This window comes from Pseudonocardia sp. SID8383 (assembly GCF_009864975.1).
Classification (GTDB): Bacteria; Actinomycetota; Actinomycetes; order Mycobacteriales; family Pseudonocardiaceae; genus Pseudonocardia; species Pseudonocardia alni.
In genome coordinates, this window is record NZ_WWFY01000360.1 from 1 (window position 1) to 583 (window position 583).

The window sequence follows — 583 nt, forward strand, 5'->3', positions numbered from 1 at the left end:
CGCAGTGCGGGCTCGCCGGGCGTGACGGGCGGATCGGCCGGCGGGGGCGGTGGCCGCGCCGCGGCACCGTCGCGCCCGATCGTCCGGTCCAACGGTGCCCCTCCGGTCCCCGGCACCGCGCCCGGCGCCGCCCGGTACGGTAACAGTTGCGTAAGTGACGCAACTGTCTGGAGGCCCGGTGGAGACCGCCCCCGAGGACCCGCAGCCCCTCGACCCCGAGCTGCTGGCGGACGCGGCCGCGGCGTTCGGGATGCTCGCCGCGACCTCGCGGCTGCAGATCGTCTGGCTGCTCGCCGACGGCCCGCGCGACGTCGGCACCCTCGCGACGACCCTCGGCCAGCCGGTGGCGACGGTGAGCCAGCACCTGGCGAAGCTCAAGCTCGCCGGGCTGGTCCGTGCCCGCCGCGAGGGCCGCCACCAGATCTACGTCATCGCCGACGCCGGCGTGGTCGAGGTGGTCCGGACCGTGGTGGCCGCGCAGGACCGCAGGCGTGAGCCGGGCGCCGTCCGCGGGCGGGGGATCGCGTGACGCCGCCGCCGGGTCCGGTGCCCCCGGACCGTCCGCGTCCGGACCGGGCCGGGG

Annotated in this window: 1 protein-coding gene; it reads left to right on the forward strand. The window is 78.4% G+C overall.

Going from position 1 to position 583, the window contains the following annotated elements; genetic code table 11:
- Positions 1-178: 178 nt before the first annotated feature.
- Positions 179-529, forward strand: a complete 351-nt coding sequence (locus GTW08_RS08685) for an ArsR/SmtB family transcription factor (protein ID WP_301549196.1) — start codon at positions 179-181, stop codon at positions 527-529.
- Positions 530-583: the final 54 nt, after the last annotated feature.